The sequence below is a fragment of the Kitasatospora sp. NPDC030952 genome (assembly GCF_055571335.1).
Genome location: NZ_JBVIFM010000017.1, coordinates 1 through 20,460, shown reverse-complemented (window position 1 = coordinate 20,460; position 20,460 = coordinate 1). Strand labels below are relative to the sequence as shown.

Sequence of the window (20,460 nt, the reverse complement as noted above, 5' to 3'; positions counted from 1 at the left end):
GACGCGGGCCTGGCACCAGAAGTCGAATGGGCCGACTTCCAGCGCGGCGCCCAGAACTCCACTGAACCCGACACAGAAGGCCCTCCCGCCCAGCCCACATGCCTCTTGAGGAACCGGCCCCGCCGACCTCTCACGCACGGGCAAGCATCGACGCCGGAAGTCGGAGGGGCCGACTTCCGGTGCGGGCCCGCCTGGCTTCATTCGGTCCAGATGGCGGCGGCGGTGCGGTCGTCGGCGTAGCCCTTGGCGCGGACCTGGACCTGGCGGAGGAAGTCGACTGTGCCCGGGGGGTGGGGGTGGGCCCAGTGGGAGGAGAGGAAGTGGGCGACGGCGGGTTCGTCGGCGATCGGACGGGACAGGCCTGGGGTGCAGAGCAGCAGGATGTCGCCCGGGGTGGCGGGGACGAGGCGGAAGCGGAACGGGCGCGGGTCGGGGACGGGGGCCTCCGGGGCGGGCGGCTGGCCGTCCGGGTGGTGGAGCAGCCGGGCCGCGTAGGCGTCGATCCAGTGGCCGGAGCGCAGCAGGTAGAGCCCGCCGGGGCCGACCCCGAAGGCGGCGCGGTAGCCCGCCGCCGGGTCGAGCGACACCAGCAGGCAGTGCAGTGCGGCCGGGGACGGGGTGTCGTCCCCGTCGGCCCGGGGGGCCAGCGCACGCAACGGGGCGGCGGCGCCGGTGGCCAGGCGCTGGAGGCCGTAGCGCAGTCGGTCGCGGGCGCCGTCGCGCAGGTCGGCGGCGAGGCCGGTGCGGCTGCGGCCGATGGCCGCGGCGAGTTGGCGGCAGGCCTCGCCGCCGGCGGCGGAGAGGGCGTGCGGGGTGAGCGACTCGTCCTCGGCGGCGGTCCGGTCGTGGCCGGCGAGGACGGCGAGCAGCAGCCCGTCGGGGCCGTCGCCGAATCTGGTGACCAGCAGGCTGTCCCGGCGCGGCTCGCCCCGGTAGCGGGCGGAGTCGCCGCGGACGGAGACGGCTCGCAGCACGGTCGTCCCGTACTGGGCGCCTTCGAGGGCGGTGTCCGGCAGGACCGTGGCGAGCGAGGCCGGGTCCGCCTCCGGTACGGCCGTCGGCTCGGGCCCGTAGGTCGGGGGGCGCTCGCCGACGTGGGGGACGGCGGGCGGGGTGCGGATGGCGAGACGGGGGTCGGGGACGGGGAGGGCGGCGGCGGGCTCGGGGTCGGGCTGCGGCGCGTGGTCGGGCTCGGGTTCGGGGGTGGGTTCCTTGGCGGCGGCCGGGGCTTCGGGGGCGTGTTCCGGATCCGGTTCGGGGTCCGGCTCGGGGTCCGGCTCGGGGTCGGGTTCCGCTGCCGCAGCGGGTTCGGGCTCGACAGCGGGTTCGGGCTCGACGGCGGCCGGGGGTCCGGGGGTCGGGGCGGGCTTCTCCAGGGAGACCGGGACAGCCGGCGCCTCGGGCTCAGGCGCGGGCGCGGGCGCGGGCTCGACGGTGACGGTCTCGGTCGAGGTGCGCTGGTGTCCGATACCGCCGGTGCCGCCCGTGTCCTCGATCACGCCGAGCGCGTCGTCGAACCAGTCGTCGAGGCTGTCCCGTACCTCGGCGGGCTCGGCGGCGACATCCGCAATCGGCTCCGCAATCGGCTCCGCGGCCGGCTCGGGCGGCGCCGTGCGCTGGGCTCCGATCAGCCCGGCGGCGGTGTCGAACCAGTCGTCGACGCTGCCGTGGCCGGGGTCGGCGTGCGGGGTGTCGGAGAGGGTGCCCGCCGGACCGTCGTAGACGGTGTCCCACCAGCCGTCGTCGGGCCGGGGCGGCTGTGCGGGTGCACCCTGCTTGCTCATCTGGCGGCTCCTGGTCGGTCCGTGGTCGCGCCGCCCCCGGCGGGGCCGGACTGGCGTCATTGTCTCCAAGTGCAACGACGCTGTCCGGGTTTCGGCGACAACCGGTCACCGATCGGATCATCCCGGCCACCGCGCTCACCTGCCGGTTCGCGGCCGGCGGGGTGGAGGGGTGGCGTGGGTGTCACCGCAGCCGTCCGGTTCCGTTCCGTCCGTGCTTGCCGGGTCTGCCCCGAGCAGGGCGTTTCCTGGCCATTACGGGGTGTTGGGGGTTGAAAATGAGGGCCGAGGAGGGGCATCGCTTCACCCGTTCGGCTGATTAAATGTGCGCATGACCGCGTCGGCCCCGAGCTCGCCCCGACCGGGGAGGGCCGCACCGGCGGGCCGCCCGGCTGGTGCGCTGTTGGTCCTGCTGCTGGTCGCCCTGCTGACCGCGCTGCCGTGTTCGGGCCTGGCGAAGGCGGCCGGTCCCGTCCGCCCGGCCCCGGTTCCGGTGAGCGCCGTGTCGGTGGTCACCGCGGCGGAGGCCACTGCGCCGACCCCGCACAGCCGCGACACCGTCCGGGTGTCCGATCACCGGCACCGGCTCACGGGGCAGCAGGACCACTGGATCCTGTGCACCGCCGACGGCCGGCCGCCGAACGACAACGGCTGTTCCAGCCACCCGTTCTGTCCGCAGGACGCCCAGCTCCCGAATCCGCCGCCGCACCCGCAGCCCGCCGTGTCACCGCTGGCCGCCCCGGCGCCCGAGGCGCTGCCCCGGGTGGTGGCCGCGGGTCTGCTGGACGGTCCGCGCCCGGCGCCGGATCTGCACGCGCTCCAGGTCCACCGGTCCTGAGCGGAACCCACCGCCGACGTGCCGTCGGCGGGTCCGCCCCTCCCCCCACTTCAGCCGACCGCTGCCACGTCCGTGTGCGGCGGGGACAAGGACAACCATCATGGGTTCCGCCTCCAAGCAGTCCAACAAGCCCGGAGACAAGGGCGGCGTCGACCGCCGTGCCCGGATCGCCGAGCTGCGCGCCGCCGAGCAGCGCCGCGACCGCCGCAACAAGATCGTCGCCTCGGTGGCCGCCGGTGTGCTGGTGGTCGGCGCGATCGCCACCGGCACCTGGCTCGTCATGGACCAGAACCAGAAGCAGAAGGACCGGGCGGCCGCCTCCAACGCGGACATCCCGGGCGTGAAGACCTTCGGCGACCTGAGCCGCAACCACGTCACGAACAAGGTCGACTACCCGATGACCCCGCCGGTCGGCGGCGACCACAACGCGGTCTGGCTGGACTGCATGGGCCACGTCTACGACAAGCCGGTCGAGAACGAGCGCGCCGTCCACTCGCTGGAGCACGGCGCGGTCTGGGTGACGTACAACGGCAAGGCCACGGCGGACGACATCAAGACGCTCTCCGACAAGGTCAAGACCACCCCGTACTCGCTGATGAGCCCGTACCCGGACGAGCAGGGCACCATCACCCTGAACGCCTGGAGCACCCAGCTGATCGTGGACAGCGCCAGCGACCCGCGGGTCAACGAGTTCTTCACCAAGTACGTCCAGGGCAAGCAGACCCAGGAGCCGGGCGCCTCCTGCACCATGGGGGCGATGTGACCGCCGACCGGTCCCGCCCCGGCACGCCTGCGGAGAAGCCCACCGCGAAGCTCGCGGCGGACCTCCCCAAGGACCTCCCGAAGGACCTCCCCGACGACCTCGCCGGCCCGGACACCGAGCAGCCCGAGGACGCGGCGGCCCCCGCCCGTCCCGGCCGCCGCCGGCTGTGGTGGCCGGCCGCGGTGGCCGCCGCGGTGGCGCTGGCGCTCGGGGTGCCGGCCCTGGTGGCCGGCGGGACGTCGGCCTCCGGCTCGTCCTCGCTGGCCGTCCCGGCGGACGACTCCCCCGAGGCCGGGTTCGCCCGCGACATGGCGACCCACCACCAGCAGGCGGTGGACCTCTCGTTCATCGTCCGGGACCGCACCTCCGACGAGCCGACCCGCACCCTCGCCTTCGACATCATCAACACCCAGGCCAACCAGCGCGGCATGATGATGGGCTGGCTCGACCAGTGGGGGCTGCCGCAGCACTCGCCGGCCACGCCGATGGCGTGGATGAAGATGGGCCACGACTACCAGGCCCACGACGGCTCGCTGATGCCCGGCATGGCGACCAACACCCAGATGGCGAAGCTGCGCACGCTCAGCGGCCGGGACGCCGAGGTGTACTTCCTGCAGCTGATGATCGAGCACCACAAGGGTGGCGTCGAGATGGCCCAGGGGTACGTCGACATGGCGAAGAACGACATCGAGAAGCGGCTCGCCCAGTCGATGGTGGTCGCCCAGACCTCCGAACTGCAGCTGATGACCGACATGCTGAAGGAGCGCGGCGCCGCCCCCGGCGTCCCCGCCTCCTGATCCGCTGTTCCCCGGACGGCCGGGGCGCCGGGGCGGTCCCACGACCTGCCCGCGGCGCTCCGGCCGTCCGCCGTTCCCACCCCTGGAGCACCCGCATGACCACCGACGCGCCCTGGCTGATCGCCGGACTGGGCAACCCCGGCCCCTGGTTCCGGCTGACCCGGCACAACGCGGGCTTCCTGACCGTGGACCGGCTGGCCGAGCGGCACGGCGCCCGGTTCCGCCGGCGCGGAATCGGCGCCGTGGTCGCGGAGATCGAGGTGGACGGCCGGCGGGTGCTGCTGGCCAAGCCGCAGTGGTTCATCAACCTGTCCGGCCGCCCGGTGGCCGCCCTGCTGCGCCGGTATGGGGTGCCGGTGGAGCACCTGGTGGTCGTCCAGGACGACCTGGACTTCGCTTACGACACCGGCAAGTTGAAGCGGGGCGGCGGGCCGGGCGGGCACAACGGGGTGCGCTCGGTGGGCGACGTGCTCGGCACCCGGGACTTCGTCCGGCTGCGCTTCGGCATCGGGCGTCCGCCGAAGGGGCAGCGCATCGGCGACTGGGTGCTGAAGAAGTTCTCGGACGAGGAACTGGCCGCGTTGCCAGGGGTGTTGGACCGTTGCGCGGACGCCCTGGAGACGCTGGTGCGGCTCGGCCTGAACCGGGCCCAGGACGCGCTGAACGTCAGCTCCTCCTGAGGCCCTTCGCGCGCCCCGGGTGCTCGTGGCCGGCGTCCTGCCGGGGTGCGGCCCGGGCGGGTCACGCCTTACCTGGGTGCGGCCGGGCGGGGCACGCCTTACCTGGGTGCGGCCGGGCGGGTCACGCCTTACCGGGGCGGGTAAGGGCGACGGCCGCCACCGCGACCGCCGCGAGGACGGCCAGCACCGTCCGCCCACCGGACGCCGCGCCCGCCAGGTGGACACCGAGGACGGACAGCGCCATGCCGAGCGCGGTGCCCAGGCTGCGCGCCATGTTCACCATGCCGCCGCCGACCGCCGAGCACTCGGCCGGGATCGCCCGCATCACCAGGGCGTTGTTGGCCGGCAGCAGCAGGCCCAGCCCGTACCCGGCGACCAGCAGCGGGGCCGCCACCGCCGGACCGGAGACCGGCAGCACCGCGAACAGCAACAGCCCGGCGGCGGCCAGGGCGGAGCCGAAGCGGCACCGGGTGACGTCCGACCAGCCCCGGGGCAGCAGTGCGCCGCCGACCGTCGCGGCGACGGCGAACCCGGCGGGCAGCAGGGTGACCACCAGGCCGGCGGCGGCCGTGGACACGCCCGCGCCGGTGAGCAGCACCGGGCCCAGCACCAGCGGGCAGAACAGCAGCAGGTAGCCGATCAGCGCGACCACCAGCCCGGAACGCACGCCCGGGGTGTTGACCAGCCCGGGCGCCAGGATCGGCCGGGCCGCCCGCCGCTCCTGGCGCACCAGGGCCAGGGTGAGTCCGGCGGCGGCTGGCAGCAGCACGGCGACGGCCCAGCCGGGCAGCGGCAGGCCGGAGGCGGTGGACAGGGCGAGCAGCAGCGCGGTGGTCGCGCCGGTGAGCAGCAGCATGCCGGGCAGGTCGAAGCGGGGCGCGGAACGCCGGCACTCGGGCTTACGGGCTCCCGGGACGAAGGCGGCGCGCCCGTCGGCGGGGGAGGCGTGGGCGGCAGGCCCGCCGACGGCGGTCCGGGTGCGGGGCAGCAGGTACCAGCCGGCCACGATGCCGAACACCGCGATCGGCACGTTGACCCAGAACACCCACTGCCACGAGGCGTGCTCCACCAGCAGCCCACCCAGGCTCGGCCCGAGCGCCAGCCCGAGGCCCTGGGCGGCGGCCTGGATGCCGAGCGCGCGCCGCATCGCGTGCTCCGGGACGCCGCGGGCGACCAGGGCGACGCTGTTGGCCTGCATCATCGCGGCGCCGACGGCCTGCACGGCCCGGCAGCCGACCAGGATCCACAGGCTGCCGGCGAACCCGGCACCGAGCGAGGAGAGGCCGAAGACCGCGAAGCCGCCGATGTACATGGTCTTGCGGCCGAGCAGGTCGGACAGCCAGCCGATCGGGGCCAGCAAGGCGACCAGGACGAGCAGGTAGGCCAGGGCGACCCATTCGACGGCGGCGAAGCCCGCGTCGAAGTGGCGGCCGATGGCGGGGAAGACCAGGGCGATGACGCTGGCGTCGAGCTGGCCGAGGAAGGCGCCGAGGCAGACCGTGCCGACGGCCAGCCAGTGGGCGTGGCGCCAGCCGGCTATGCCGCGGGGCCGGGGCCGCTCGGTGAGCAGGCGTGCGGCAAGGGCGGTGGCGTTCATGCCACAAATATATCGGATGCAGATATGTTCTTTCTACGAGTTGCTCGCCCTGCGATACGAAAGATCTCGCGGTGCGTCCACCCCGCGTCCGAGGAGCGGACGGCACCCCGAGAACGCCCCGTACCAGGCGATACGCTGTCCGCCATGCCGTCGTCACCACACGTTCCCGACCCCGCCACCGAAAGCCCCGACCCGGCGGTCGAGCACGCCCGGCGGCTGACCGACACCGTCACCCGGCTGCGCCGCGCCCTGCGCAGCAGCATCCGCACCGACTACCCGTGGGAGTCCCTGCCGATGGCGCAGGTCGAACTCCTCCAGACGCTCGCCGCCGCCCCGCTGCGGGTCGGCGAACTCGCCGCCCGCCAGCGGCTCGCCCCCAACACCGTCAGCGGACTGGTCGGCAAACTGCTGGAAGCCGGGTTCGTCGACCGCCAGGCCGACCCCGGCGACCGGCGCACCGCCCGGATCGCGCTCACCGAGGCCGGGCGGCGCCAGCTCGACGACTGGCAGCACGCCCACGAACGCCGGATCGCCACCGCTCTTGGCACCCTCGACCCCGCCGACCGCGCGACCGTCGTCCACGCGCTGCCCGCACTGGACCGGCTCGCCCGCGCCCTCGCCCAGCCCGGAACCGGCTCCGAGGCGCCCGCCACCGGATGAAACCGGTGGCGACCGGAGCACCGCGGGCACCGAAACCGGTGGCCACCACCGGAGCGCCATGGGCACCGAAACCGGTGGTCACCGGAGCACCACGGGCGCTACCGTCCCCGGCATGACCAGCACCGAAGTACGGATCGAGCCCTGGACGGACACCGACCTGGCGCTGCTGCGCCGGGTGAACACGCCGGAGATGAAGAAGCACGTCGGCGGGCCGGAGACGGAGGAGCAGCTGCTCGTCCGGCACGCGCGCTACCTGGACTTCGTCCCGTCCGGACTGGGCTGCATGTACCGGATCGTGCTGCTGCCCGAGGGCGACGCCGTCGGCACGGTCGGCTACGGCACCCGCGGCTGGGACGGCGAGACCGTGCACGAGATGGGGTGGAACGTCCTGCCCGGACACCAGGGGCGGGGCATCGCGGCCGCCGCCACCCGGGCCGCCGTCGCGGCCGCCCGGCGCGAGGCCGCGCACCGCTTCCTGCACGCCTTCCCTTCGGTGGACAACCCCGCCTCCAACGCGGTGTGCGCGAAGGCAGGGTTCACGCTGCTCGGCGGGACCGAGTTCGAGTTCCCGCCCGGTCGGTACATGCGCAGCAACAACTGGCGGGTGGACCTTCGGAGTTGAGCACCCTCAGCGGCGTGTTCGTCAGAACAGGGTGCCACTCTCCAGCTCCAGCAGCCGGCGCTTGCGGTCCACGCCCGCGGCGAAGCCGGTGAGCGAACCGTTGGCGCCGAGCACCCGGTGGCAGGGGCGCACGATCAGCAGCGGGTTGGCGCCCACCGCGCCGCCGACCGCCCGGACCATCCGCGGCGACTGCCCGGCCAGCTCGGCGAGTTGGCCGTAGGTGACGGTCGTGCCGTACGGGACCTCGTCCAGCGCGGCCCAGATCCGGCGGCGGAACTCGGTGCCCTCGGGGGCGAGTCGGAGGTCGAAGGTGGTGCGCTCGCCGGCGAAGTAGGCGGTCAGCTGGGCGACCGGCTCGGCCAGGGCCTCCGGGTCGAACTCCCAGTGGCCGGCGGGCTCGGCCAGCGCGTACTTCTGCCCGGGCGCGGTGACGGTGGCGAGGGCCGCCGGGCCGCCGTCCTCGGGCAGCGCGCCGCTGAGCAGCAGGCGGCCGAAGGGGCTCTCCATGGTGGTGTAGACGGTGGTGCTCATGCCGGGTCGTTCTCCGTTCCGGTGGTGGTGCTCATGCTGGTGGTTCCGCTGGTGGCGCTGGTGCTGGTGCTCGTGGTGGTGCCGGTGCTCGTGGTGGTGCCGGCGCCGGTGTCGCCGTTGCTCGGGGCGGGGCCGGCCCACAGCCGGTGGACGGCGTAGGAGCGCCACGGGGCCCAGGCCCCGGCGGCGCAGGCGGCGGCCTTGGGGTCACCGGGGGCACCGAGCCGGAGCAGGCCGTGCTTGACGCCCACGTCGCTCGGGAGGAAGACGTCGGGGTCGGCGAGGGCGCGCATCCGCAGGTAGCCGACCGTCCAGGGGCCGATGCCCGGCAGATCCAGCAGCCGGGCGGCGGCCTCCTCCCGGTCGACGCCGCCGTCCAGGCGCACCACGCCCTCCGCCAGTGCGGCGCACAGGCCGGTGAGCGCGCGGCGACGGGCCGCGGGCATCGCGAAGTCCTCCGGGTCGGCGGTGGCCAGGGCCGCCGCCGTGGGGAAGAGCAGGCGCAGGCCGCCGCTCGGTTCGGGCAGCGCGGTGCCGTACTTCTCGGCGAGCCGGCCCGCCAGGGTACGGGCGGCGCCGACGGTGATCTGCTGGCCGAGCACGGCGCGGACGGCGAGCTCGTGCGGCTCCACATGGCCGGGCGAGCGCAGCCCGGGGCGCGCGCGGACCAGCGGGCCCAGCACCGGGTCGGCGCCGAGCTGCTCGTCCACGGTGTCCGGGTCGGCGTCCAGGTCGAACAGGACCCGCAGGCGCTGGACGGCGGTGGGCAGGTCCCGCAGGTCGGTGAGCAGCAGGCGGCAGTCGAGCCAGCCGCGGGTGCGCCGGTCCTCCGGGGCGAGGCCGTCGACCTCGGCGATGCCGTGCCCGTACGGGAGCGCGAGGGTGCGCCGGTAGGTGCGCACGCCGGGACGCGCGCCGGGCACCACCTCCTCCACGCCGGGGACGGCGCGCAGCTCCAGGAAGTCGATCAGGTGGTCGCTGTCGAACGCGCCGCGGTAGGCCAGGCGCAGCGTGAGGCCGCCGGCCGGGGTCGCGGTGCGGCGGCCGGACGTCACCTCGGCGCGCAGGCCGCTGGGGGTGCGGTCGTAGACCTCGCGGACGGTGTCGTTGAACTGGCGGACGGAGGCGAAGCCGGCCGCGAACGCGATGTCGGTCACGGGCAGCTCGGTGGTCTGCAGGAGCAGCCGGGCGGTCTGGGCCCGGCGGGCGCGGGCCAGTGCGATCGGGCCGGCGCCGAGCTCGGCGGTGAGCTGGCGCTGCAGCTGGCGGGCGCTGTAGCCGAGCCGGTCGGCCAGGCCTGCGACGCCCTCGCGGTCCACCACGCCGTCGCCGATCAGGCGCATCGCGCGGCCGACCAGGTCGGCGCGGTGGTTCCACTCCGGGGAGCCGGGCACCGAGTCCGGGCGGCAGCGGCGGCAGGCGCGGAAGCCCGCGCCCTGGGCGGCAGCGGCGCTCGGGTAGAAGCGGCAGTTGACGCGCTTGGGGGTCACGGCGGGGCAGCTCGGCCGGCAGTAGATGCCGGTGGAGGTGACGGCTGTGAAGAAGACGCCGTCGAAGCGGGCGTCGCGGCTGTCCACGGCTCGGTACCGGATGTCGTCGTCGATCACGTTGTCCAGTCTGCGGCACTGGGCGGGGGGTGACTGGCGGGAATCGGACATCGCCGTTGGGGGCCTCCCCCTCCCCCTCCCCCTCCCCCCTCCCGCCGCCGCCACCACCACCACCACCACCACCGCGCGCCCAGCCCACCCACCCACCGCTCGCCCACCCGCCACCCGCCCGCGCTCCCCACGTAGTGGCGCTCCGCACTCACGCGCCCCTGGCCTGCCTCCGACAGGCCCTGCTCCGGGCCTGCACCTGTGCTTGCACCTGCCGTGGGCCCAACCCTCCCGGCCCTGCACCTCCCCAGGGCCCGACCCTCCCGGCCCTGGACCGCCCCGCCTCACCCCCGCACTGCCCGGCCGCCGGCCGACCGGTCAGTGCGGGTGGTCAGGCCCGGCCGCGCCGGGCCGAGGCTCAGCGGTCAGGCCAGGTCAGCGCTTCACCGGACCTCCCGCCGCACGCATCGACTTGGTGATCGCCTTCCACTTGTTCAGCCGGGCCTTGGCGACCCGGGCGTCCGTGCGCGAGGTGATCCACTCGTTCTCGCGCTGGAGCTTGAGGTAGCTGTCCATCCGGCGCTGCGGCAGGGTGCCGTCGTCCAGCGCCGCCCGGACCGCGCAGCCGGGCTCGGTGTGGTGGTTGCAGTCGTGGAAGCGGCAGTCCTCGGCCAGCTCGGCGATGTCCGCGAAGGCCAGGTCCACCCCCTCGCCACCGTAGAGGCCGACCTCGCGCAGCCCGGGGGTGTCGATCAGCACGCCACCACCGGGCAGCGGTATCAGTTCGCGGGTGGTCGTGGTGTGGCGCCCCTTCTGGTCGACCTCGCGGGCCTCCTGGATGGTCATCACCTCGGCGCCCACCAGCGCATTGGTGAGAGTGGACTTGCCCACGCCGGACTGGCCGATCAGCACCGTGGTGCCGGGGGCGCAGGCGCGGAGTACGTCGATGCCCTCGCCGGTCTCGGCGCTGACCACCAGCACGGTGACGCCCGGTGCGACGCCTTCGACGTCGGCCCGGATGAACTCGGCGTCGTCGACGAGGTCGGCCTTGGTGAGGACGACCAGCGGTTCGGCGCCGGACTCCCAGGCCAGGGCGAGGAAGCGCTCGATCCGCCCGAGGTCGGGATCGACCGCGAGCGAGGCGGTGATCAGGACGGTGTCGACGTTGGCGGCCAGCACCTGGCCGTCGGAGCGCTTGCCGGCCACCTTGCGGATGATCGCGGTGGAGCGCGGCAGCAGCGCGGAGACGGCGGCCATCGGCTGGGCGTGCAGGTCGACGGCCGCCCAGTCGCCCGTGCACGGGCAGTTGATCATGTCGGCGTCGCCCACCGGCCGGGTGTCGAGCCGGACGGTGCGCAGCTCGCCCGTTTCCGGATCGGCCAGGACGGCGTCGCACTGGCCGCGGTCGACCCGGACGATCCGGGCCGGGAGCAGCCCGGCTTCGGCGAGCGGGGCGAAGAGTTCCTGGAGCTCGGGCGTCCAGCCGTAGCGGGCCAGCGGGGAGCTCTCGGTGGAGAGGGAAGAGGAGAACGACGAAGCGGAGGCAGCGTTGAACAACGCAGTGGCCCTTCGGGAGGAGATGGTCCCGGCGGGCTACGGCTGGCGCGGAGGGCTCAGCCGGCGGCCGGGAAGAGGAGGTGAATGCGCGTGCTGCCCAGGGCAGCTATCGGGGCGACAACGACCACGGGGGTTCACCTCCTGCTCTCTACTCCTCGGGCGGCCCAATGGCCCCCGAACCTGATGTGTCACACGCTAGCGGGGCGGTGGAGCGCCGCCAACCTATTTTTGACCTGCGGAAATGCGATCCGGAGAGGGCGCGGCGGGCCCCAGGGGGCCAAAGTTGGACCGGCACCCGGCGAGGACGCCGACGAAGCCCCAGGCACAGCCCCGACCTCCGACCTCGGCCCCGCCCCGCCCCGGACGGTCCCTACCCCCCGTACCGGTGCTTGAGGTTCGGGTCGTCCAGCCACCATGGCCGCATGCCGGTCTCCTCCTCCTCCGGCAGCCCGGCCGCCCGGGCCTCGGCGGCCTGCGCCTCGAAGCGGGCGTCCAGCTCGGCGTCCACGGCCTTGATCTCCTCGCGCCCCTGCACCACCATCCGCCGCACCAGCGCGGCCACGAACGGCAGCCCGACGAGGTCCCCCAGCACCCAGAAGGCGTTGCCGCCCCAGGTCTGGTCCTGGGCCAGGCTCGGCCCCCAGGGCCGCCCGAGCGCCACGTAGTAGTGCTCGGCGACGAGGTGGCCGCCGTAGATCAGCACGATCCCCAGCCCCGCGTCGAAGATCACCTCGGCGAAGGTGATGAACAGCCCGACCAGGTGCGGGTACTCGTGCCCGACCGGGTCGAGCTGCAGTCGCGGCCAGAAGTAGGCGAGGCCCAGCAGCACCAGTGCCAGGTGCAGCACCACGTTCCCGACGCCGCTGGAGAGCGACCACTCGTACCAGGGCGTGAAGTAGAGCAGCCACGGCGGTGCCATCAGCAGCGCCGTGGAGACCGCCGGGAACATCAGCACCTTGGACGGCCGGCTGCGCAGCGCCCGCAGGATCCGCTCCCGCCGGTGCTCCGGCGAGGAGTCGGCCAGCAGCGAGACGGGGGCGCCGAGCGCGAGCAGCAGCGGGACGACCATCAGCAGCAGCACGACCTGCACGGCCCGGTCGGTGAAGAGGATCCGCTCGTACACCCCGAGACCGGAGCAGGTGCACCAGATCCACAGCAGCAGCCCGCCGAGGAAGGCCGCGGTGCGGGTGGGCTGCCAGCGGTCGCCGTCGCCGCGGTTGACGGTGCGCACCGCGGCCAGGTACCAGGCGCCGAGCAGGACCGAGAGGGCGAGCACCAGCGGTTCGAGGGTCCAGGACGTGGCCAGGTCGGACCACTGCCACGCGGGCGGCCCGCTGTAGGCGAGCGCCCGCACGGCGCCACCGTGGCCGAGTGCCTGGGCCGCGCCGCCCGCCGCGCCGTTCATCCGTCCGCCCGCCTCTCCCGCACCCGCCACCCGGCCGTCGCCGGGGAGGCGCCGGGAGTCGCCGGGCAGGGGCCGCGGCGCCCGGCCATGATGGCCTTCCGGACCCGCCCCGCCGCAGCCGGGGCCCACCTCTATACCCCGGCCTGACCAAAGCTTTACCGGAGCCCAACAAAGCTTTGCCAAGGCAAAGTTCTGCCCTTGCCGGGCCCGTAGGCGCAACCGGCGCGGGGTGACGTTCGTCTGGCAGGATGCACCGTCGGCGATACCGGCCACGTGGGTGACAACAAGGGGACGACAAGAGGTGCAAAGCACTGCACGCGGCGAGGGCCGCCGGCTGGCCGCGCGCCACCGCAACATCGAGCTGGGCCTGCTGGCGCTCGCGGTGGCCGTCTGTCTGGCCGGACACATCGACGCCTCGCTGGCGCTGACCGACAAGCTGCCGCCCGGGCTGCTCGTCCACGGTCTGTCCCTCGGGGCGCTGGTCGCGGTGGCGCACCTGGCGGTGCGCCGGTTCGCGCCGTTCGCGGACCCGCTGATCCTGCCGCTGGGCGTCTTCCTGACCGGCTTCGGCCTGATGCTGCTGGACCGGCTGGACTTCAGCTACAAGGCCGCGCACGCCGCCAAGGGCGACTACCAGAAGCTCCCGGCCGCGCCCTCGCAGCTGATGTGGGTGTTCATCTCGGTGGCGGCGGCGCTCGCGCTGATCGTCTTCGTCAAGCACCACCGCTTCTTCCAGCGGTACGTCTACGTGATGATGGCGGGCGCGCTGATCCTGCTGGCCGCGCCGGTGTTCTCGCCGACCGACAGCTTCGGCGCCAAGCGCTGGATCAAGCTCCCCGGACTGCCGTCCTTCGAGCCGGACGAGTTCGTGAAGGTCGCGATCACGATCTTCTTCGCGGGCTACCTGATGGCCTCCCGGGACGCCCTGGCACTGGCCGGGCGGAAGGTCTGGGGGATGACCCTGCCGCGCGGCCGGCACGCCGGGCCGGTGCTGGCGATCTGGGTGGTCAGCCTGATGGTGCTGATCTTCGAACGCGACCTCGGCACCTCGCTGATCTTCTTCGGCGTCTTCATCGTGATGCTGTACGTGGCGACCGAGCGCACCAGCTGGGTGGTGCTGGGCCTGCTGATGGCGGTCGGCGGCGCGGCCGTGGTCGGCACCGTGGAACCGCACGTGCACGGGCGCGTCGAGGCCTGGCTGCACCCGCTGAACTACTACCCGCCGGTGAGTGACAAGGCGATCTCCGAGCAGCCCGCCGAGGCGCTGTTCAGCCTCGGCACCGGCCACATGACCGGGACGGGCCTGGGCTCGGGACGGCCGTGGCTGATCGGCTTCGCCGGGCGCAGCGACTTCATCTTCACCACCATCGGCGAGGAGCTGGGCCTGGCCGGGGTCACGGCGATCCTGCTGGTGTACGTGCTGCTGATCCAGCGCGGACTGCGCACCGCGATCGGCCTGACCGACCCGTTCGGCAAGCTGCTGGCCACCGGGCTCTCGGCGGCGCTCGCGCTGCAGGTGTTCGTGGTGGTGGGCGGCGTCAGCGGGCTGGTGCCGCTGACCGGCAAGGCGCTGCCGTTCCTGGCGGCCGGCGGCTCCTCGCTGCTGGCGAACTGGCTGATGATCGCCCTGCTGATCAAGCTGAGCGACTCCTCCGGGCGCACCGCGCTGGACCCGGTCCAGCCGAGCCCCGAACCGCTCCCGGCGCAGCCCGGCCCGGCCTCGCCGGGCGCGGGCCGGAACCCCGGCGCAGGCCAGAGCCCCGGCCCGGGCCAGACCCTGGGTGCCGGTCAGACCCTCGGTGCGGGCCTGGACCCGCTGCCGGGCACGGGCCCCGACCCGACCGGCGGAACCGGCGGGACCAGCGGAACCGGCGGCGGGACCGGCGGGACCGGCGCCGCGGGGACCGGCCCCAGCGACCCGGGCGCTCCCACCGAGCTGCGCCCCTCGTTCGGCCAAGCCCCCGTCGCGCCGCCGCAGCAGCACGCCGCACCGCAGCCCTCGTACGGCTACCCGGCGGTCAACCAGCAGCCCACCCACGGCTACGGCCGGCCGCAGTAGCCCTTCCCGAACCCGACGAACGGCTGACCACCGGCCCACCGCGCCCGCGCGCACCCGGTCGGCCATCGATCGGCCCCGAACAACCACCGACACGAATCAAACGCGAATCGAACACGAACCGCGCACGACCCGATCGCGGCCGGGCACGGACCCGGCCACAACTACGGCCGGACAACGCACAGGGCCTCCCCCGCACCCGCGAGGGAGGCCCTGCCGTGAAGAGGCCCCGCCGTAAAGGCCCCGCCGTACGAAACGCCCTGCCGTACCACCCACCCAGCCGGCCGCACCGGCCACCGCCACCCGGCCACCGCCACTCGGCCACCGCCGCTCGGCTACCGCTGCTCCCACGGCGGCCGCGGCGGCCTCGGCGGGTACCCCGGCCGCTCCGGCGGCGGTCCCGCCGGCCGGTCGCTGTCCGGCGGCGGCGGGGTGGGCCGGTGGTGCGGCCCCGGCCGGGCGGTGAGGCGCCCGCGCACGTTGTCGGCGGCCAGCACGTCGGCCCACCGCTCGGGGTACTCAGCCGGCGCGTCGACGTCGTCGACCTCCTCCTCGCCCCACTCCTCCTCCAGCCCCTCGGCCAGGCCCAGCTCGCGGGCGCGCCGGGCCCGCTCGACGGCCCGCCGGGCGGCGACCTCGCGGACCACCGCGGCGGCGGCCTCCTCATGGGCGCGCTCGTTCTCGGCGCGGGCGTCGGCGGTCTCCAGGGTGGGCCAGCGGCGGTCTATGGCGGCGTTCATGGCGGCGCCGATGAGCACCGCCAGGGCGACCACGAAGATCCACAGCAGCACCGCGACCGGCGCGGCCAGCGAGCCGTACACCGAGGGGCCCTCGACCGAGCTGATCAGGTAGACCCGCAGGCCGACGCTGCAGAAGACCAGCACCACCAGGGCGACCAGGGCGCCGGGGATGTCCTCGCGCCAGGGTGTGGAGACGGGTACGGCGAGGTGGTAGAGGGTGGTCAGCGAGACGATCAGCAGCAGGATCGCGACCGGCCAGTAGGCGGCGCCGACCAGCCCGGCGGCGCCGGGGACGGCGTTCTCGACCAGTCCGGGCCCGGCCATCAGCAGCGGCAGCACCAGCGAGCCGATCACCAGGGCGCCGAGGTAGAGGCCGAGCGAGAGCAGCCGGGTCTTGACGATGCCGCGCTTGCCGTCGAGTCCGTACATGACGGTGATGGTGTCGATGAAGATGTAGAGCGCCCTGGAGCCGGACCACAGCGACAGCAGGAAGCCGATCGAGATCAGGTCGGGCCGGGTGTGGTCGAAGACCTGGCTGAGCAGCGGTTTGACGACCTCGTTGACGGAGGAGTCCGACAGGACCGTCCCGGAGGCCGAGACGATGTCGTGCTTGAGCCGCTCGATGGCGTCCGCGCCGACGAACTCGTCGAGGTAGCCGAGGGTGGCGGCCAGGCCGAGCAGCAGCGGCGGGATGGACAGCAGGGTGAAGAAGGCCGCCTCGGCGGCGAGGCCGGTGACCCGGTACTCGACGCAGGTGTTGGTGGTGTCCCTGACCAGCTCCCACGCCGTACGGCGCCAGGTGGCCTGTTTGGCCGCGCGCCGGGAGCCCTTGCCCCGGCGCCGGGAGGGCCGTTCGGGGTTCGGTCTGCTCGTATCGCCTGCTGCTTGCACAGGGGTAACGGTATCGGGCCGGGGCCGTCCGGTTGATCTCCACGGGGGTACGGGCGCGTGTACCCCGGCGGTACGGGCGCCCCCTCGGCCCACCGCTCGGCCCGCGCCTCGGCCACCGCTCGGACGACCGCTCGGCCCGCCCCTCGGCCCCTCGACGGAATGCCCGGCCCGGAGCGGCGGCGACGGCTCGGCGTCCCACCTGTCGAAACTCCAGCGTCCATTATTCGGACGTTAGTGGACCGCGAGTCCCGCGCCATGCGAATCTCTTGCCATGCCTAGCGCCGGAACCACCCTAGTAGGTCGACTCCACGTCGATCTCCTTCGCGTGTCCAGCGCCATGTGTCCGGTGACCTGAGCCCACACCCCGCCGCACCACCGCACCCGGCGCCGATTCCACCGCCATCCCCGCACGAGCGGATGCGCAGGCGCCCGCCCGGCCCGGTCACTGCTCTCCCGGCCCTGAGAAACCCGCAGGTCAAAGCAGCACCGCACGGCTGAGCACGCCCCGCGACCCATCCGGCGCCAGCGCCACCTGCCCAGAAGGACTTCACCATGGCCACCTCTCCCGAGACCGCCGAGCCCACGGCCGACCGCGCCGCCGCGCGCCGCCCCGCCGCAGCCGCCGCGGCTCGCAAGGTGACCCGCCACCGCGGCGAGGGCCAGTGGGGCATGGGCCACCACACCCCGCTGAACGCCAACGAGCAGTTCAAGAAGGACGACGACGGTCTCAATGTGCGGACACGTATTGAGACGATCTACGCGCACCGGGGCTTCGACTCGATCGACCCCGCCGACCTGCGCGGCCGGATGCGCTGGTGGGGCCTCTACACCCAGCGCAAGGAGGGCATCGACGGCGGCAAGACCGCGATCCTCGACCCGCACGAGCTGGACGCCGAGTACTTCATGCTCCGGGTGCGGATCGACGGCGGCCGGCTGACCGTCCCCCAGCTGCGGGCGATCTCCGAGGTCTCCGAGCAGTACGCCCGCGGCACCGCCGACCTGACCGACCGGCAGAACATCCAGTTCCACTGGATCCGGATCGAGGACGTCCCGGCGATCTGGCAGAAGCTGGAGGCCGTCGGCCTGTCCACCACCGAGGCCTGCGGCGACACCCCGCGCGTCGTCCTCGGCTCCCCGGTGGCCGGCGTCGCTCAGGACGAGATCATCGACGGCACCCCGGCGATCCTGGAGATCCAGCGCCGCTTCATCGGCAACCCGGACTTCTCCAACCTTCCGCGCAAGTTCAAGGCCGCCGTCTCCGGCTCCCCGCTGCTGGACGTCGCCCACGAGATCAACGACGTCTCCTTCGTCGGCGTGGTCCACCCCGAGCACGGTCCGGGCTTCGACCTGTGGGTCGGCGGCGGCCTGTCCACCAACCCCAAGCTGGGCGTGCGGCTCGGCGCCTGGGTCCCGCTGGAGCAGGTGCCGGACGTCTTCGGCGGCGTGATCGGCATCTTCCGCGACTACGGCTACCGCCGGCTGCGCAACCGCGCCCGACTGAAGTTCCTGGTCGCCGACTGGGGCGTGGAGAAGTTCCGCCGGGTGCTGGAGGACGAGTACCTCAAGGAGAAGCTGGTCGACGGCCCCGCGCCCGCCGAGCCCGTCGCCCGCTGGCGCGACCACGTCGGCGTCCGGCAGCAGCAGGACGGCCGCTACTACATCGGCTTCGCCCCGCGCGTCGGCCGGGTCGACGGCAAGCTGCTCGGCCGGATCGCCGACCTCGCCGCCGCCCACGGCAGCGACCGGGTGCGCACCACCACCGAGCAGAAGATGCTCATCCTCGACGTCGCCGAGGAGCACGTGGAGTCGGTGGTGGCCGGCCTGGAGGCGCTCGACCTGCGGGTCACCCCCTCGCCGTTCCGCCGCGGCACCATGGCCTGCACCGGCATCGAGTACTGCAAGCTCGCCATCGTCGAGACCAAGGAGCGCGGCCGCACCCTGATCGACGAACTGGAGCAGCGCCTGCCGGACTTCGCCGAGCCGCTGACCATCAACATCAACGGGTGCCCCAACGCCTGTGCCCGCATCCAGGTCGCCGACATCGGCCTCAAGGGCCAGCTGGTCACCGACGAGCACGGCGACCAGGTCGAGGGCTACCAGGTGCACCTGGGCGGCGCGCTCGGCCTGGAGGCCGGGTTCGGCCGCAAGGTCCGCGGGCTCAAGGTCACCAGCGCCGGCCTGCCCGACTACGTCGAGCGCCTGCTGACCCGCTACCAGGCCGACCGCACCGAGGGCGAGCGCTTCGCCCAGTGGGCGGCCCGGGCCACCGAGGAGCAGCTGTCGTGAGTGAGAGAGCCGCACCGTTCTTCTGCCCGTACTGCGGGGACGAGGACCTGCGCCCGTCCGAGGCCGGCCACGGCGCCTGGGAGTGCCACGGGTGCCGCCGCGCCTTCCAGTTGAAGTTCCTCGGCCTGCTGTCACCGACCCACGGGGGTACGTCACATGAGCAGCACGACGACTGACCACGCCGAGCTGGCGGAGCGGGCCGGCCGCGAGCTGGAGGAGGCGACCCCGCAGGAGGTGCTGCGCTGGGCCGCCGACACCTTCGGCAAGCGGTTCTGCGTCACCTCCTCCATGGAGGACGCGGTGGTCGCCCACCTGGCCTCCTCGGTGTTCCCCGGCGTGGACGTGGTGTTCCTGGACACCGGCTACCACTTCCCGGAGACCATCGGCACCCGGGACGCGGTGGCCGCGACCATGCCGGTCAACGTCATCACGCTCACCCCGCTGAAGACCGTCGCCGAGCAGGACGCCGAGCACGGGCCGCACCTGCACGACCGCGACCCGGACCTGTGCTGCGCGCTGCGCAAGGTCGAGCCGCTGAACCGCGGCCTCGGCGGCTACGACGCCTGGGCCACCGGGCTGCGCCGCGACGAGTCCCCGACCCGGGCGAACACCCCGGTGGTCGCCTGGGACCCGAAGCGCCGCAAGGTCAAGATCGCCCCGATCGCCCGGTGGACGCAGGAGGACGTGGACGCCTACGTCGCCGCCAACGGCGTGCTGCTCAACCCGCTGCTGTGGGAGGGCTACACCTCCATCGGCTGCTCGCCGCTGTCCTGCACCCGCAAGCCCGGCGAGGGCGAGGACGCCCGGGCGGGCCGCTGGTCCGGCTCCGGCAAGACCGAGTGCGGCATCCACCTCTGACCGACCGTCCACCACTGCGTAAGGAAGAAACCGTGACAGCGACGGAGTCGATCGACAGCTCCGCTGCGGGCCTGGCCGCCGATGGAGCCGCAGAGGCGGCCCCCGCGGCCGCCCCCTGCGAGCGCGGCGCCACCGTGTGGCTGACCGGGCTGCCGAGCGCGGGCAAGACCACCCTGGCCTTCGCGCTGGCCGAGCGGCTGCGCGCCGAGGGCCACAAGGTCGAGGTCCTGGACGGCGACGAGATCCGCGAGTTCCTCTCCAAGGGCCTCGGCTTCTCCCGCGAGGACCGGCACACCAACGTCACCCGGATCGGCTTCGTCGCCGAGAAGCTCGCCGCCAACGGCGTCAAGGTGCTCGCCCCGGTGATCGCCCCGTTCGCCGACTCGCGGGCCGCGGTGCGCGAGCGGCACGCCGCGGCCGGCACCGAGTTCCTGGAGATCCACGTCGCCACCCCGGTCGAGCTGTGCGCCGAGCGGGACGTCAAGGGGCTGTACGCCAAGCAGGCGGCCGGCGAGATCTCCGGCCTGACCGGCGTGGACGACCCGTACGAGGCCCCGGAGAAGCCGGAGCTGCGGCTCCGGACCCAGGGCCGCGCGGTCGCCGATTCCGCCTCCGAGCTGCACGCCTTCCTGACCGAGAGGGGTCTCGCATGACCACCGTGAGCGACGTTCCGGTCCGCACCGAGGCCCAGAACGAGAATTCGAGGGGCCCCTTCGCGCTGTCCCACCTGGACGCGCTGGAGGCCGAGTCGGTGCACATCTTCCGCGAGGTCGCGGGGGAGTTCGAGCGTCCGGTGATCCTGT

General features: G+C 73.9%; 19 protein-coding genes and 1 pseudogene. 13 read left to right on the top strand and 7 right to left on the bottom strand.

All coding sequences use genetic code 11. The annotated features are described in order from the left end of the window. Window positions 1–197: 197 nt before the first annotated feature. Window positions 198–1,784: a PP2C family serine/threonine-protein phosphatase gene (locus ACZ47G_RS26505; RefSeq protein WP_465746707.1), complete on the bottom strand. Its 1,587-nt coding sequence runs from the start codon at window positions 1,782–1,784 to the stop codon at window positions 198–200. 328 nt (window positions 1,785–2,112) lie between these two features. Here ACZ47G_RS26505 and ACZ47G_RS26500 point away from each other — a divergent pair, with 328 nt between their 5' ends. The 4 genes from ACZ47G_RS26500 (at window position 2,113) to pth (ending at window position 4,859) form a co-directional block, all read left to right on the top strand. Further along, on the top strand, window positions 2,113–2,619 hold the full coding sequence (locus ACZ47G_RS26500) for a hypothetical protein (protein WP_465746705.1): 507 nt from the start codon (window positions 2,113–2,115) through the stop codon (window positions 2,617–2,619). A 100-nt stretch (window positions 2,620–2,719) separates the two neighbouring features. Beyond that, entirely contained in the window at window positions 2,720–3,382 is a 663-nt protein-coding gene (locus tag ACZ47G_RS26495) for a DUF3105 domain-containing protein (protein WP_465746703.1), read from the top strand. Continuing rightward, window positions 3,379–4,179, top strand: a complete 801-nt coding sequence (locus ACZ47G_RS26490) for a DUF305 domain-containing protein (RefSeq protein ID WP_465746701.1) — start codon at window positions 3,379–3,381, stop codon at window positions 4,177–4,179. Before ACZ47G_RS26495 ends, ACZ47G_RS26490 begins: the two co-directional genes overlap by 4 nt. Window positions 4,180–4,274: 95 nt before the next feature. Continuing rightward, window positions 4,275–4,859: an aminoacyl-tRNA hydrolase gene (gene pth / locus ACZ47G_RS26485; protein ID WP_465746699.1), complete on the top strand. Its 585-nt coding sequence runs from the start codon at window positions 4,275–4,277 to the stop codon at window positions 4,857–4,859. Between the two features lie 121 nt (window positions 4,860–4,980). Here pth and ACZ47G_RS26480 read toward each other — a convergent pair whose 3' ends face one another. Then, window positions 4,981–6,456 (bottom strand): MFS transporter, encoded by a 1,476-nt coding sequence (locus tag ACZ47G_RS26480; RefSeq protein WP_465746697.1) that lies wholly within the window; start codon window positions 6,454–6,456, stop codon window positions 4,981–4,983. A gap of 144 nt (window positions 6,457–6,600) precedes the next feature. Here ACZ47G_RS26480 and ACZ47G_RS26475 point away from each other — a divergent pair, with 144 nt between their 5' ends. Both ACZ47G_RS26475 and ACZ47G_RS26470 read left to right on the top strand, forming a co-directional pair. Continuing rightward, window positions 6,601–7,116: a MarR family winged helix-turn-helix transcriptional regulator gene (locus ACZ47G_RS26475; protein WP_465746695.1), complete on the top strand. Its 516-nt coding sequence runs from the start codon at window positions 6,601–6,603 to the stop codon at window positions 7,114–7,116. A 112-nt stretch (window positions 7,117–7,228) separates the two neighbouring features. After that, entirely contained in the window at window positions 7,229–7,738 is a 510-nt protein-coding gene (locus ACZ47G_RS26470) for a GNAT family N-acetyltransferase (protein ID WP_465746693.1), read from the top strand. A 21-nt stretch (window positions 7,739–7,759) separates the two neighbouring features. On the opposite strand, the gene ACZ47G_RS26465 is transcribed toward ACZ47G_RS26470, so the two are convergent. The 4 genes from ACZ47G_RS26465 to ACZ47G_RS26450 all read right to left on the bottom strand — a co-directional run bounded on the left by ACZ47G_RS26465 (window position 7,760) and on the right by ACZ47G_RS26450 (window position 12,826). After that, window positions 7,760–8,269, bottom strand: a complete 510-nt coding sequence (locus tag ACZ47G_RS26465) for a methylated-DNA--[protein]-cysteine S-methyltransferase (RefSeq protein ID WP_465746691.1) — start codon at window positions 8,267–8,269, stop codon at window positions 7,760–7,762. Next, the gene (locus ACZ47G_RS26460) at window positions 8,266–9,927 is read right to left on the bottom strand and encodes a DNA-3-methyladenine glycosylase 2 family protein (RefSeq protein ID WP_465746689.1); all 1,662 of its coding nucleotides are present in this window, start codon (window positions 9,925–9,927) and stop codon (window positions 8,266–8,268) included. The genes ACZ47G_RS26465 and ACZ47G_RS26460 overlap by 4 nt, the downstream gene beginning before the upstream one ends. Before the next feature lie 372 nt (window positions 9,928–10,299). After that, the gene (gene rsgA, locus ACZ47G_RS26455) at window positions 10,300–11,421 is read right to left on the bottom strand and encodes a ribosome small subunit-dependent GTPase A (protein ID WP_465746687.1); all 1,122 of its coding nucleotides are present in this window, start codon (window positions 11,419–11,421) and stop codon (window positions 10,300–10,302) included. Between the two features lie 370 nt (window positions 11,422–11,791). After that, complete coding sequence (locus ACZ47G_RS26450; RefSeq protein WP_465746685.1) at window positions 11,792–12,826, bottom strand: cytochrome c oxidase assembly protein; 1,035 nt, start codon at window positions 12,824–12,826, stop codon at window positions 11,792–11,794. Between the two features lie 301 nt (window positions 12,827–13,127). On the opposite strand from ACZ47G_RS26450, the gene ACZ47G_RS26445 reads away from it, so the two are divergent. Then, the gene (locus ACZ47G_RS26445; RefSeq protein ID WP_465746683.1) at window positions 13,128–14,885 is read left to right on the top strand and encodes an FtsW/RodA/SpoVE family cell cycle protein; all 1,758 of its coding nucleotides are present in this window, start codon (window positions 13,128–13,130) and stop codon (window positions 14,883–14,885) included. A gap of 332 nt (window positions 14,886–15,217) precedes the next feature. On the opposite strand, the gene ACZ47G_RS26440 is transcribed toward ACZ47G_RS26445, so the two are convergent. Beyond that, a complete protein-coding gene (locus ACZ47G_RS26440; RefSeq protein WP_465746681.1) occupies window positions 15,218–16,513 on the bottom strand; it encodes a YihY/virulence factor BrkB family protein in 1,296 nt (431 codons plus the stop codon). Between the two features lie 271 nt (window positions 16,514–16,784). Between ACZ47G_RS26440 and ACZ47G_RS26435 the strand changes: the two genes are divergently transcribed. The 6 genes and pseudogenes from ACZ47G_RS26435 to ACZ47G_RS26410 form a co-directional block, all read left to right on the top strand. After that, window positions 16,785–16,868, top strand: coding sequence for a putative leader peptide (locus ACZ47G_RS26435; RefSeq protein WP_380451879.1), 84 nt, complete (start codon window positions 16,785–16,787; stop codon window positions 16,866–16,868). A 197-nt stretch (window positions 16,869–17,065) separates the two neighbouring features. Then, the gene (locus tag ACZ47G_RS26430; protein ID WP_465746679.1) at window positions 17,066–18,799 is read left to right on the top strand and encodes a nitrite/sulfite reductase; all 1,734 of its coding nucleotides are present in this window, start codon (window positions 17,066–17,068) and stop codon (window positions 18,797–18,799) included. Beyond that, a complete protein-coding gene (locus ACZ47G_RS26425) occupies window positions 18,796–18,975 on the top strand; it encodes a hypothetical protein (RefSeq protein WP_465746677.1) in 180 nt (59 codons plus the stop codon). Before ACZ47G_RS26430 ends, ACZ47G_RS26425 begins: the two co-directional genes overlap by 4 nt. Then, window positions 18,956–19,657 carry a phosphoadenylyl-sulfate reductase gene (locus tag ACZ47G_RS26420; protein WP_465746675.1) on the top strand — a complete coding sequence of 234 codons (702 nt, stop codon included), beginning with the start codon at window positions 18,956–18,958 and terminating at the stop codon, window positions 19,655–19,657. Before ACZ47G_RS26425 ends, ACZ47G_RS26420 begins: the two co-directional genes overlap by 20 nt. A gap of 71 nt (window positions 19,658–19,728) precedes the next feature. Further along, entirely contained in the window at window positions 19,729–20,310 is a 582-nt protein-coding gene (gene cysC / locus ACZ47G_RS26415; RefSeq protein ID WP_465747031.1) for an adenylyl-sulfate kinase, read from the top strand. Continuing rightward, window positions 20,307–20,460: pseudogene (locus ACZ47G_RS26410) on the top strand (sulfate adenylyltransferase subunit CysD); the annotation flags it as partial. The gene cysC and the pseudogene ACZ47G_RS26410, both read left to right, overlap by 4 nt.